Source organism: Streptomyces sp. NPDC088910 (assembly GCF_044749865.1).
GTDB lineage: Bacteria > Actinomycetota > Actinomycetes > Streptomycetales > Streptomycetaceae > Actinacidiphila.
The window spans coordinates 417,028-428,820 of the sequence record NZ_JBIVIV010000005.1; the positions used below are offsets into that span (position 1 = coordinate 417,028).

Genomic DNA, 11,793 nt, shown 5'->3' on the forward strand with positions numbered 1-11,793 from the left:
AACGGCGGAGGACGAGGCACGGACGCCCTCGTACGCGGACAAAACCGGTTGTCCGTCGCGTACGGCTCTGCTGTACTCCCGACGACAGTCCAACGGCCCCCGTACGACCGGACCGGCCGACCGTACCCAGGAGATGATCATGCGCGGAACTTCAGTCCCCACCCAGACGGCAATTCCCACCGATCTAGAGGACTTGAAGCTTCTTGCGTACGTTGAACCTCGGCATCCTGGCGCACGTCGACGCCGGTAAGACCAGCCTGACCGAGCGGCTGCTGTTCGCCGCCGGAGTCATCGACGAGGTCGGCAGCGTCGACGACGGCAGCACGCGGACCGACACCCTGGCGCTGGAGCGCCGACGCGGCATCACCATCAAATCGGCCGTCGTCTCCTTCGAGGTCGACGACGTCACCGTCAATCTCATCGACACCCCCGGCCACCCGGACTTCATCGCCGAGGTGGAGCGCGTGCTGAGCGTGCTCGACGGCGCGGTGCTGGTGATCTCCGCGGTCGAGGGCGTGCAGGCGCAGACCCGCGTCCTGATGCGGACGCTGCGACGACTGCGCATCCCCGTCCTGATCTTCGTCAACAAGACCGACCGCCGCGGCGCCCGCTGCGACGAGGTGCTGCGGAGCGTCCGGGGCAAGCTCGCGCCAACGGCCTTCCCGATGGGCCGGGTTGAGCAATCCGGCACGCGGGGCGCGCGCAGCGTGCCGTTCACCGCCGCCGACCCGGACTTCGTCGCCGGTCTGGCCGGCCTGCTCGCCGAGCACGACGACGCGTTCCTCGCCGACTACGTGGCCGACGAGTCCGCGGTCTCGTACGGCCGGGTGCGCGCCGACTTGGCGGCGCAGACCGCGCGCGGACAGGTGCATCCGGTCTTCTTCGGTTCCGCGATCACCGGCGCGGGCGTCGCCGCGCTGACGGCCGGTCTCACCGAACTGCTGCCCGCGGCGGCCGGTGACGCCCACGGCCCGGTCTCGGGGCGGGTGTTCAAGATCGAGCGCGGACCGACCGGTGAACGGACCGCGTACGTACGGCTGTTCTCCGGGATGGTACGCACACGGGACCGGCTGCCGTTCGGCCCGGACTCCGCGGTGAGCAGCGAGAAGGGGCACAGGGACAACGGTGCCGACGGTCCCGACGGGGCCGCGTCGGCCGGCGAGGCCAAGGTCACCAGCATCAGCGTCTTCGAGCGGGGCGCCGCCGTGGCCGCCGCGTCCGTCTCGGCCGGGCGGATCGCGCTGCTCAAGGGCCTGGCCGACATCAGGATCGGTGACACGGTCGGCGATCCGGGCGCCGCTCCCCCGGACGGCCGGCACTTCTCGCCGCCGACGCTGGAGACGGTGGTCGTTCCCACCCGCGCGGCCGACAGGGGGACGCTGCATGGGGCGCTCGCCCAACTCGCCGAGCAGGACCCGCTGATCAATCTGCGGCTGGACGGAGTGCGGCAGGAGATCTCGGTCTCGCTCTACGGCGAGGTGCAGAAGGAGGTCGTCCAGGCCACGCTGGCCGACGAGTTCGGGGTCGATGTCACCTTCCGCGAGACCACGACGATCTGCGTCGAGCGCGTGGTGGGCTCCGGGGAGGCCGTCGAGTTCAACAAGAAGGACGCCAATCCGTTCCTCGCGACGGTCGGGCTGCGCGTCGAGCCCGCGCCGCCGGGGTCAGGGGTGGCGTTCCGCCTCGGGGTCGAACTCGGCTCCATGCCCTACTCGTTCTTCAAGGCCGTCGAGGAGACCGTGCGCGAGACGCTGCGCCAGGGCGTCCACGGCTGGGAGGTGATCGACTGCGTCGTGACGATGACGCACTCCGGCTACTCGCCCCGGCAGAGCCACGCGCACGCCGTGTTCGACAAGAGCATGTCCAGTACGTCGGGCGACTTCCGCAATCTGACGCCGCTGGTGCTGATGGACGCGCTGCGCGGGGCCGGGACCAGGGTGCACGAGCCGATGCACCTCTTCCGGCTCGACGTCCCCGCCGACACCTTCGGCGCGCTGCTGGCCGTCCTGTCCCGGCTCCGCGCCGTACCGCGCGCACCCGAGCCGCAGGGCGACTCGTACGTCCTGGAAGGCGTGGTCCCGGCCGCGCGGGTGCATGAACTGGAGCAGTCGTTGCCGACGCTCACGCACGGCGAGGGCGTCCTGGAGTCGGCCTTCGACCACTACGAGCCGGTGGTCGGCGCGGTGCCGGAGCGGCCCCGGACCGACCTCGACCCGCTGAACCGCAAGGACTACCTGTTGCAGGTGCGGCGCCGGGTGAGCGCGGGCCGGGAGGAGGAATGAGGCGTGTCCCGGGCGCGGTGGGGCGCGGGACGGGTACGGCGGGCGGGTCATGACCGCGGGCGCGCTCGGGACGGCCCGGCAGGCGGCGCCGACGATTCGGGCGGGCCCGTAGGCTGAGACCGGCGGAGCCGCCGACCGGCGGGCGCGGCACGGTGGATCGGCCACGGGTCCGGCCCGGCCGCCGCCCGCCCCGCACCCGCCGCACCCGCACCCGCACCCGCCGCCCCCGCACCATCGGATCGGACACCGCGCATCGTGAAGCCCCGCCCGGCACGTCGTACCGCCACGCCCGACCGCGCGTCGGCACGTCCGCCCGGACGTACGGCGGCGGCCAGCGCATCCGGCGCGGAGCCCGGCGGGGAATCCGGTGCCGACCGGCGGTCGGCGCCGCGCCGCAGGCGGCTCGTCGTCACGGCCGTCGTGGCCGCGCTGCTCACCGGCGCCGCGACCGCCGTCGACCTGGCCGTCGAGCACACCGCGCGCGGCCGTATCGCCGAGGCGGTGGCCTGCCGCCTGAAGCCCACGGGGCCGGTGACCGCCGAGCTGACCAGCGCCTTCGCCGGGCTCCGGGTGCTCACGGGGAATCTCGGCAGCGCGCACATCGCCGCCGACGGTGTGCGCAGGGGCGACACCGAGGTGAATGTGGCGGTCGACCTGCACGACGTGTCGACCGACGGCACGACCAGCGGCGGCACGGCGACCGCGACCATCGCCTACGCCGAGTTGCAGAAGCGGCTGGCCGCGCGGGACGGCAAGGTCGCGGGGCTGGCCGTGGGCGGCGACGGCGGCGGGCTCGTACTCACCGGCAGCATCGGCGGTCTGCGCCTGCCGATCACCGTGCACACCCGCGTCACGACCGGGAAGGACGGTCTCACGGTCACCCCGACCACCGTCCGCGTGCTCGGCCGGGACGTGGCCGTCGCCGATCTGGCGTCGCTGCCCGGCGGCGGCGATCTGGCCGGGCGCCTGGGCCCGCGCACCGTGGCCCTCCCCGAACTGCCCGACGGCGTACGGCTGACCGGCGCGCGCACCGACGGTACGGGGCTCGCGCTCTCCCTGGAGCTCGCGCGGGGCGCGGCGGGCAAGGACAAGGACGCCGCCTGCGCGTGAGTGCCTCGGTGCTCAGTGCGCCACCGCCTCGACGCCGGGTGCGACCGCGCCTCGTGAGCCGCCCACGACACGTATCCGGCGCGCGGAAAATGCCTCGCGGGGCGGCCGGGTCCGCGCGGTACGGTGCCTGGCATGCCGGAAACCGCTGACCACACGACCGGGCCCGTCACGGCCGACGACCTCGACCGCTCCGTCCAGCTCGCCGTCGCCGCCCTGCGCGAGGCGCCCGCGTCGGCGTGGGAGGACCGCAAGGCCGGGTCGCTGGAGTGGGACTGCTGGGAGACGGTGGAGCACCTGGCCGATGACCTGTTCGCGTACGCGGCCCAACTGGGCCCGAGGCAGCCCCCGTTGAGCACGGACGTGCCCTTCTCCTGGTCGCCGCGCCGGCCGGGCGGCCCGCCCAACGCCATCCACGCGGACCGGAAGGCGGGCCCGGAGGGCCTGTTGCAGGTGCTGGAGGCGACCGGCGCGCTGCTGGTGGCCATGGCGCGTACGGCGTCGCCCGAGGTCCGCGCCCACCACAGCTACGGCGTCTCCGACCCCGAGGGCTTCGCCGCGATGGGCATCGTGGAGACCCTGGTCCACACCTACGACCTGGCGGCCGGGCTCGGCCTCGCCTGGAATCCGCCCGCCGATGTGTGCGCGAGGGCGCTGGCCCGGCTGTTTCCGCACGTCCCGCTGACCGCGGACCCCTGGTCCACCCTGCTGTGGGCCACCGGCCGGATCGACCTCCCCGACCACCCGCGCGTCACGTCCTGGCGCTGGTACGGCGCGCCCCGGCCGTAACCCGCCGCCCCGTACCCGGCGGCGCCTCTCCCCCTGCCCGAACCTCGAAACGGACATATCGTGCATCCTGTCGCCCCACGCCACTAGGAGGCCCGTGATGTCCGAACTCATCGTGATCGGTTACGAGGACCCGTCCGTCGCCAAAGACGCCTACACCGCCGTGCAGAATCTCCAGAACGACTACGTGGTCAATCTGACCGGTCTGGCCATCGTCTCGGTGGACGAGGAGGGCAAGACGCACGTCGACACCCCGAGCAAGATCGTCGGCGTGTCCGCCGCGTCGGGCGCGCTGTGGGGCATGGTCTTCGGCATCCTCTTCCTCGTCCCCGGCCTGGGCCTGCTCATGGGCGCCGCGATGGGCGGGCTGCTCGGCAAGCTGGGGAAGTCCGGGATCGACGACCAGTTCCGCGGCCAGGTGCAGGCGCTGCTCACGCCGGGCACGACCGCGGTCGTGATCATGGCCTCGAAGATCACCGAGGACAAGTTCGCCGACGCCATGCAGGCCTACGGCGGCACGCTGCTCAAGACCTCGCTCTCGGACGAGGACGAGGAGGAGCTGTCGGAGCACCTGGCGGGCGCCCAGCAGAAGTGACACCGCCCCGCGCGGCCCCGCCTCCGTTCAGTGCGGCGGCAGCGGGGCCGCGCGGGCGGGGTCGAGGAGCGGCGCGAGCAGGTCGCCCTCGACGCTGAGCCGCGCGGGCAGGTCGGCCAGGGTGAAGGTGAGGTCGTCCGGGGTGTGCGCGGCGGCGATCTCCGGCCAGGACAGCGGCGCGGAGACGGTCGGCGTCGGGCGGGCGCGGACGGTGTACGGGGCCGCGGTGGTCTTGTTCCCCGAATTCTGCGACCAGTCGATGAAGACCCGGCCGGAGCGCGCGGCCTTCGTCATCCGGGAGATCACCCGGTCCGGGTGCCGGGCCTCCAGTTCCTGCGCGACCCGTTTGGCGTAGGCGGTCGCCGTCGCCGGGGTCCCGTCCCGCAGCGCGGCGAGCAGGTGCAGGCCCTTGGAACCGCTGGTCTTGGCCCAGATCTCGATGCCGTCCTCCGCCAGCCGTTCCCTGAGCAGCAGTGCCACCCGGCAGCAGTCCACGACCGTGCAGCCGTCGCCGGGGTCGAGGTCGAGGACCAGCCGGTCGGCGACGCCGGGTTCGTCGGCGCGCCACTGCGGGGTGTGCAGTTCGACGCAGGCCAGATTGGCCGCCCACATCAGCGTCGGCAGGTCGTTGACCTGGACCTGCTCCATGAATTCCCCGCTGCGCCTGACGGACTGCGAGACGGTCACCCAGTCGGGCGTACCGGCGGGCGGCCGTTTCTGGAAGAAACGCTTGCCGTCCACACCGTCCGGGGTGCGGACGAAGCTGACGGGACGGCCGCTGACGTACGGCAGCAGGCCGGTGGCGACGCTCGCGTAGTAGTGCAGCAGCTCGCCCTTGGTGGTGCCGGTCTCCGGCCAGAGCACCCGTTCGAGGTGGCTGACCTTGATCCGACGACCCTCGACTTCCGTGATCGGCATATCATAAAGGTCCCATAGCCTGACAAAAAGGACTCGCTATGCGCAGTGTCTGGTCGGGGAATCTGGCCTTCGGGCTGGTTTCCATACCCGTGAAGCTCGGTTCCGCCGTGTCCAGCCACAAGATCAGCTTCCGGCAGGTCCACCTCACCGACCAGGGCCGGGTGCGGTACCAGAAGACCTGTGAGCTGGACGAGGAGGTCCTGACCGCCGCCGACATCGGCCGCGCGTACGAGACGCCGGACGAGCAGCTGGTCGAGATCACCGACGCCGATCTCAGGGCGCTGCCGCTGCCGACCGCGAAGACCATCGAGGTGAGCGGTTTCCTCGACGCGGCCTCCGTCGACGCGATGCAGCTCGACACCCCGTACTTCCTGGCCCCCGCCTCCCCCGCCGCGAACAAGCCGTATGTGCTGATGCGGGAGGCGCTGGCGCGCGCGGGCAAGGCCGCGGTCGGCAAATTCGCCATGCGCAACTCCGAGCATCTGGCGCTGATCCGCGCCCACGACGACGTCCTGCTGCTCCAGACCCTGCGCTGGCCCGACGAGTTGAACTCCCCCGCGGAGGCCGCCCCCAAGGGCAGTGTCAGCATCAGCGATTCGGAGCTGAAGCTCGCCGACACCCTCATCTCCGCGCTCGGCGAGGCGGATCTGACGAGCTATCACGACGAGTACGCGCAGGCCGTGGAGGCGCTGGTCACCGCGAAGCTGGAGGGTTCCGAGCTTCCGGCGGCCGAACAGGCCGGACCGGGCAAGGTGGTCGACCTGATGGCCGCGCTGCGCGCGTCGGTGGAACAGGCGAAGGGCGGGCGCGGCGAGGGCGCGGGGTCGGGCACCTCGGGTGCCTCCGGTGCGTCCGGTGCTTCCGGCGATTCCGCTACGGACGAGGCGGCGGACGGCGACGACCGCACCGGGCACGCCAGCGTCACCGAACTGAAGTCGTCCCGCAGGTCCGGCGCGAAGAAGACGGCGGCCGGGAAGAAGGCGACCGCCTCGAAGTCGAGCGGTATGCGATCGGGCGGCACGGGGTCGAGTGGCACGGGGTCGAGCGGTACGCGGTCGGCCGGGGCGAAGTCCGCGAGCGCCAAGTCGGCGGGGACGAAGTCGACGGCGTCGAAGACGGCCGCCGCGAAGGGCGGCACCTCGAAGGCGGGCGCGCGGAAGACCGCGGCCACGAAGAAGACCGCCGCCGCGAAGAAGACGGCCGCTTCGCGGCGGAAGGCGGGCTGATCCGCCGCCGGGACGCGAACCCCGTCCCCGGTCGGCCCCTGATCCGCCCGTCCGTCCGCGAGGCGCGCCCGGACCCGGCCTCCCGCGCGAGCCCGCGCGGCCCCGCGCTTCCGGACGGCCTCACTCCCCTCCCCGCATGATCTTCCTCTGCGCAAGTCGCGTCATTTTCTTGCGTTACTGATCTTTGTTTTTGCGCACCATCCTGTAGATTGCCTCTGTGACGAAACGACTCTCCCAAGTGGCCAGGTTCGCGGGTGTCAGCGAGGCGACGGTCAGCCGCGTGCTGAACGGCAGCCCTGACGTGGCGCAGTCGACGCGGGACTCCGTGCTCACCGCACTGGACGTCTTCGGGTTCGAGCGGCCCGCGCGGATGCGCAGCGCGCGGGCGCCGCTGGTCGGCCTTGTCGTCCCTGACCTGCAAAATCCCATCTTCCCGGCGTTCACCGAGGCGCTGGCGGGGGCGCTGAACAAGCGGGGGCTGATCCCGGTGCTGTGCACCAGGACCGCGGACGGCGTCTCGGAGGCGCACTACATCCAGATGCTGCTGGAGCAGAACATCGAGGGGATCATCTTCGTCGGCGCGAGCTACGCGGACGCAGGCCCGGAGCACGGGCGGGACCTGCGCGAGCGCCAGGTGCCGATCGTGCTGATCAACGCGGCGGACGAGAACCGGCAGATATCCCAGGTCTCGGTGGACGACGCGGCGGCCTCCGAGCAGGCGCTGACGCATCTGACGGGGCTGGGCCACGAGCGGATCGGCCTGGTGCTCGGACCGGTGGGGCATGTCCCCTCGGCCCGCAAACTCGCAGGTTACGCGGCTTTCTGGGAGCAGCGGGGGCTGTCGCCCGCGGACTGGCGGCCCCTGGTGGCGCACGCGATGTTCTCGATGGAGGGCGGGGCGACGGCGATGCCCCGGCTGTTCGCGGAGGGGGTCACCGCGGTGGTGTGCGCGAGTGACGCGCTCGCGCTGGGCGCGATCCGGGCGGCCCGGCGGCACGGGATGAAAGTCCCGGACGATCTGTCGGTGATCGGTTTCGACGACTCGCTGTACATGGTGGCGACCGATCCGCCGCTGACCACCTCGCGCCAGCCGGTGCAGGCGATGGCCGCCGCGGCCATCGCGTCGCTCGTCACACAGATCGACGGCCACGCGGTCACCGACGAGGTGATGCTCTTCGAACCGGAGCTGATCGTGCGCGGCTCCACCCGGATGCGCAAGGTCGTGAAAAGCGGCTGACCTGCACCGTCGTCCGTAGGGCGACGGCTTTCCGACTCCGCGCGAGGGCGGGGCGCCAGGACCGGTTCACGGTCCCGGAGCCCCGCCCTCCGCTTATGCGCTCGCACCCTCGGCCGGTCCCGCGCCGGCCCGCGTCCGGCGACGGGCGGACGCGTACCGCCGCCCGTCCGGACACCCCGGTCGGCCCGCGTGTCGATGACACTGCGTTACGGACACAAATCCTCCGGATTACTTTCTTGCGCAGATTGATTGACATCTTGCGTGACCCGATCCTACTGTCGGCGCCAACGCCAGGCGGCCGGACGTCCTGGTAACCCCGCCGTTACGCAAGCGGACGCAAGCGCACTCGCCCCTCGGGACGGGTACGTCCGCTGCCGTTTCCCAGGAAGGTCCGATCCCCATGGACGGCTCCAGAACCCGCCCCGCCCTCGGCGTCACCGCCATCGCCATCTCGCTGGTCCTCGGCGTCACCGCATGCGGCGGCGGCTCGTCCCACTCCTCCGGGGCGGACAAGGACGGCGTGGTCACGATCAGCGTGAACGGGCTGCCTCCGGCCACCCAGACCGTCGACCGGAAGAACTTCGAGGACGACATCAAAGCCTTCGAAGCGAGCCACCCGAAGATCAGGATCGACGCCCGTGAGGGTCTGATGGACCCGAAGACCTTCGCCGCGAAGCTCGCGGGCGGGCAGTTGGAGGACGTCTACTACGTCTACTTCACCGATCCCGCGGGGCTCATCCAGCGCCACCAGGCCGCCGACATCACCGCGCAGCTCAAGGACTTCCCCGCCCTGAACGACGTGCGGCCGGAATTGCAGAGCGTCTTCAAGGACGCGGGCGGCAAGGTCTACGGCCTGCCCACCGGCAACTACTCGCTCGGACTGGTCTACAACCGGGCGCTGTTCACCAAGGCCGGGCTCGACCCGGACAAGCCGCCGACCACCTGGGACGAGGTCCGCGCCGACGCCAAGAAGATCAGCGCGCTCGGCGACGGCACCACCGGCTACGCCGAGTTCAGCAAGAACAACCAGGGCGGCTGGCACCTCACCTCGTGGATCTACTCCGAGGGCGGCGACGTCGCGGTGAAGGACGGCGGCGCCTGGAAGGCCGCGTTCAACAGCGACGCGGGCCGCAAGGCGCTCCAGACGCTGCACGACATGCGCTGGACCGACCGGTCGATGGGCACCAGGCAGCTCCTGGAGATCCCCGACGTGCAGAAGATGATGGGCGCGGGCAAGCTCGGGATGTACATGGCGGGCCCCGACAACATCCCCACGATCGTCAAGCAGTTCGAGCGGAAGTACGACGACTACGGGCTGGCCGCGCTGCCCGGCACCGCGACGCTCGGCGGCGGTGACGGCTTCATGTTCAACCCGAAGGACAGCCCGGCGAAGATCAAGGCCGGTCTCACCTGGATCCAGTGGAAGTACCTCGACCCGGACCGCGAGGAGGAGATCACCAAGAAGTCGGCGGGCACCGACATACCGATCGGCCTGCCGCAGCCGAACCTGTGGAGCGGGACCGGCCAGGCGAAGGTCGACGCGGCGCACAAGAAGTACGCGAACGTGCCGCAGAAGAACTACCAGCCGTTCGTGGACCGCAGCGGCGAGGTCGCGGTGAAGGTCGAGCCGCCGAACGCCCAGCAGATCTACACCGTGCTCGACGGTGTCATGCAGGCGGTGCTCACCAAGAAGGACGCGGACATCGACCAGCTTCTCAGCGACGCCGAGAAGAAGGTCAACACCATCCTGGCCACGGTCAAGTGACAGCCGAACCGCTGACGTCGGCCCGCGCCGCCACCGCGCGGACGCCGAAGGCGCCTGCCGGGGCGGGGCGGTCCGGCCGGTCCCGCCCCTCGCGGGACCGGCTGCGCCGGGCCGTCGTCGACAACCTGGTGGCGTATCTCTTCCTGGTCGCGGGCGTCGCCGCCTTCGCGGTGTTCTCCTGGTACCCGATCGTCCGCGGTGTGCTGCTCAGCTTCCAGCAGGTCAACTACGCGGAACCGGCGCGGTGGGTGGGCCTGGACAACTTCCACCGCCTGTTCGCCGACCCGCTGTTCGTCACCGCGTGGCGCAACACCGCGTACTTCAGCATGCTGGCCCTGGTCTTCGGCTTCGCGGCGCCGTTCGTGACCGCGGTCGTGCTCAACGAACTGCGGCACGGCAAGGCGTACTTGCGGATGACGGTCTATCTGCCGGTGATGCTGCCGCCGATCGTCACGATGCTGCTGTGGCGCTGGTTCTACGATCCGGGGCCCGGCCTGTTCAACAACGTGCTGCGGATCGCGCACCTGCCCGCGCAGTCGTGGCTGGAGTCGCAGAATCTGTCGATGATCTCGCTGGTCCTGGTCTCCACCTGGGCCAACATGGGCACCACCACGCTGATCTACCTCGCGGCGCTCGGCGGTGTGCCGGGCGAGCTGTACGAGGCCGCCGAGCTCGACGGCGCGACGGTACGGCAGCGGCTGTGGCATGTGACGATCCCTCAGATGCGGTTCATCCTGATGATCACGCTGCTGCTCCAGGTGATCGGCACCATGCAGGTGTTCATCGAGCCGTTCGTGCTGACCGGCGGCGGACCCGACGACGCGACCGTGACCGTACTGCTCCTGCTGTACCGCTACGCGTTCGTCTACAACGACTTCGGCCTGGCCAGCGCGATGAGCACGGTGCTCTTCGTGGTGCTGGGGATCTTCGCCGGGGTGTACCTGCGGCTGACCCGCAGCAAGGGCTGAGAGGGGAACGACCATGGCCGCACAGACCGCTGTCCGCACGCTGATCGCGCCGACCGAGATGAACCGCCGCACGGGGAGGTTCCTCTACCGGTTCGTGCTGGGCGCGACGCTGCTCGGCTTCACCGCCGCCTTTCTCTTCCCGCTGTACTGGATGGCCTCGGGCGCGCTCAAGTCGTCGTCGGAACTGGCCCAGCCGAGGCCGACGATGGTGCCGCACTCCTGGCATCCGGAGGCATACTCCGAAGCCTGGTCGTCGGTCGGGCTCGGCCACTACTTCCTCAACACGCTGCTGCTGGCGGCCGGGGCGTGGGCCTGTCAGCTCGTGGTCGACGTGGCCGCCGCGTACTCGCTGTCCAAGCTGCGGCCGGTGCTGGGCAATGTGGTGCTCGCCATGATGCTGGCCACGCTGATGCTGCCGGTGTCGGCGCTGCTGGTGCCGACGTATCTGACCGTCGTGGACGTGCCGTTGATCCACGTCAATCTCATCAACACGCCGATGGCCGTCTGGCTGCCGGCCTGCGCCAACGCCTTCAACATCTTCATCCTCAAGCGGTTCTTCGACCAGATCCCCACCGAACTGCTGGACTCCGCCCGGATCGACGGCGCGGGCACGGTACGGATCCTCGTGTCGCTGGTGCTGCCGCTGTCCCGGCCGGTGCTCGCGGTCGTGTCGATCTTCGCGGTGGTCGGTGTCTGGAAGGACTTCCTCTGGCCGATGCTCGTGCTGCCCGATCCCGCGAAGCAGCCGATCACGGTCGCCCTGAACCGGCTGGCGGACGACATGCCCGCCAACCAGTTGCTGGCCGGAATGGTGATGGCGAGCATTCCGTTGCTCGTCCTCTTCCTCATCTTCCAGCGCAGCATCATCAACGGCCTCACCGCGGGCAGCCTCAAGGGCTGACCGGGCGC

Annotated in this window: 10 protein-coding genes; 9 read left to right on the top strand and 1 reads right to left on the bottom strand. The window is 70.8% G+C overall.

The window, feature by feature from the left end:
• Positions 1 to 203 precede the first annotated feature (203 nt).
• The 4 genes from ACIP4Z_RS15035 (at position 204) to ACIP4Z_RS15050 (ending at position 4,770) form a co-directional block, all read left to right on the top strand.
• Positions 204 to 2,282 (top strand): GTP-binding protein, encoded by a 2,079-nt coding sequence (locus ACIP4Z_RS15035; protein ID WP_401308009.1) that lies wholly within the window; start codon positions 204 to 206, stop codon positions 2,280 to 2,282.
• 255 nt (positions 2,283 to 2,537) lie between these two features.
• Positions 2,538 to 3,392: an LmeA family phospholipid-binding protein gene (locus tag ACIP4Z_RS15040; RefSeq protein WP_401308012.1), complete on the top strand. Its 855-nt coding sequence runs from the start codon at positions 2,538 to 2,540 to the stop codon at positions 3,390 to 3,392.
• A 132-nt stretch (positions 3,393 to 3,524) separates the two neighbouring features.
• The gene (locus tag ACIP4Z_RS15045) at positions 3,525 to 4,178 is read left to right on the top strand and encodes a hypothetical protein (protein WP_401308015.1); all 654 of its coding nucleotides are present in this window, start codon (positions 3,525 to 3,527) and stop codon (positions 4,176 to 4,178) included.
• A 97-nt stretch (positions 4,179 to 4,275) separates the two neighbouring features.
• Positions 4,276 to 4,770: a DUF1269 domain-containing protein gene (locus tag ACIP4Z_RS15050; RefSeq protein WP_401308018.1), complete on the top strand. Its 495-nt coding sequence runs from the start codon at positions 4,276 to 4,278 to the stop codon at positions 4,768 to 4,770.
• A gap of 27 nt (positions 4,771 to 4,797) precedes the next feature.
• Here the strand turns inward: ACIP4Z_RS15050 and ligD are convergent, their stop codons facing one another.
• A complete protein-coding gene (gene ligD, locus ACIP4Z_RS15055; protein ID WP_401308021.1) occupies positions 4,798 to 5,688 on the bottom strand; it encodes a non-homologous end-joining DNA ligase in 891 nt (296 codons plus the stop codon).
• Positions 5,689 to 5,726: 38 nt separating this feature from the next.
• Here ligD and ACIP4Z_RS15060 point away from each other — a divergent pair, with 38 nt between their 5' ends.
• The 5 genes from ACIP4Z_RS15060 to ACIP4Z_RS15080 all read left to right on the top strand — a co-directional run bounded on the left by ACIP4Z_RS15060 (position 5,727) and on the right by ACIP4Z_RS15080 (position 11,785).
• Positions 5,727 to 6,914 (top strand): Ku protein, encoded by a 1,188-nt coding sequence (locus ACIP4Z_RS15060; RefSeq protein WP_401308024.1) that lies wholly within the window; start codon positions 5,727 to 5,729, stop codon positions 6,912 to 6,914.
• 217 nt (positions 6,915 to 7,131) lie between these two features.
• Complete coding sequence (locus ACIP4Z_RS15065) at positions 7,132 to 8,151, top strand: LacI family DNA-binding transcriptional regulator (RefSeq protein WP_355335582.1); 1,020 nt, start codon at positions 7,132 to 7,134, stop codon at positions 8,149 to 8,151.
• Positions 8,152 to 8,551: 400 nt separating this feature from the next.
• Complete coding sequence (locus ACIP4Z_RS15070) at positions 8,552 to 9,916, top strand: ABC transporter substrate-binding protein (protein ID WP_401308027.1); 1,365 nt, start codon at positions 8,552 to 8,554, stop codon at positions 9,914 to 9,916.
• Entirely contained in the window at positions 9,913 to 10,884 is a 972-nt protein-coding gene (locus tag ACIP4Z_RS15075; protein WP_401308030.1) for a carbohydrate ABC transporter permease, read from the top strand. Before ACIP4Z_RS15070 ends, ACIP4Z_RS15075 begins: the two co-directional genes overlap by 4 nt.
• 13 nt (positions 10,885 to 10,897) lie before the next feature.
• Positions 10,898 to 11,785 carry a carbohydrate ABC transporter permease gene (locus ACIP4Z_RS15080; protein WP_355335587.1) on the top strand — a complete coding sequence of 296 codons (888 nt, stop codon included), beginning with the start codon at positions 10,898 to 10,900 and terminating at the stop codon, positions 11,783 to 11,785.
• Positions 11,786 to 11,793 lie beyond the last annotated feature (8 nt).

Bases quoted from the DNA above. Each gene is read 5' to 3' on its own strand.
- ACIP4Z_RS15045 (WP_401308015.1), top strand. From the start codon at position 3,525: ATGCCGGAAACCGCTGACCACACGACCGGGCCCGTCACGGCCGACGAC.
- ACIP4Z_RS15050 (WP_401308018.1), top strand. From the start codon at position 4,276: ATGTCCGAACTCATCGTGATCGGTTACGAGGACCCGTCCGTCGCCAAA.
- ligD (WP_401308021.1), bottom strand. From the start codon at position 5,688: ATGCCGATCACGGAAGTCGAGGGTCGTCGGATCAAGGTCAGCCACCTC.
- ACIP4Z_RS15060 (WP_401308024.1), top strand. From the start codon at position 5,727: ATGCGCAGTGTCTGGTCGGGGAATCTGGCCTTCGGGCTGGTTTCCATA.
- ACIP4Z_RS15070 (WP_401308027.1), top strand. From the start codon at position 8,552: ATGGACGGCTCCAGAACCCGCCCCGCCCTCGGCGTCACCGCCATCGCC.
- ACIP4Z_RS15080 (WP_355335587.1), top strand. From the start codon at position 10,898: ATGGCCGCACAGACCGCTGTCCGCACGCTGATCGCGCCGACCGAGATG.